Raw genomic sequence first — 246 nt, forward strand, 5'->3', positions numbered from 1 at the left:
AGGAGGCGGCGGACCCGCGGCTGGCGGAGGTGGACGACCTGCTGGCCAAGGGGAAGAAGATCCAGGCGATCAAGGTCTACCGGGAGGCGACCGGTGCGGGGCTCGCGGAGGCGAAGGAGGCGGTGGAGCGGCGGGCGGGGTAGGGGGCGGTGCGGCTGTCGCTTCGCGTCGCTCCCTTCCGCGCACTACCCTGCGCGGCTCGGCTCGGCTCGGCTCGGCTCGGCCCGGCCGCCCCGCCCCCGTTCG

1 protein-coding gene is annotated in these 246 nt (G+C 76.4%); it reads left to right on the forward strand.

Annotated elements, in window-relative coordinates:
• Window positions 1-143: ribosomal protein L7/L12 (locus ADL22_RS33975; RefSeq protein WP_199836308.1), on the forward strand; the 143-nt coding region annotated here is incomplete at its 5' end.
• Window positions 144-246: the final 103 nt, after the last annotated feature.

The organism is Streptomyces sp. NRRL F-4489 (assembly GCF_001509485.1).
In the GTDB taxonomy this organism is placed as follows: Bacteria; Actinomycetota; Actinomycetes; order Streptomycetales; family Streptomycetaceae; genus Streptomyces.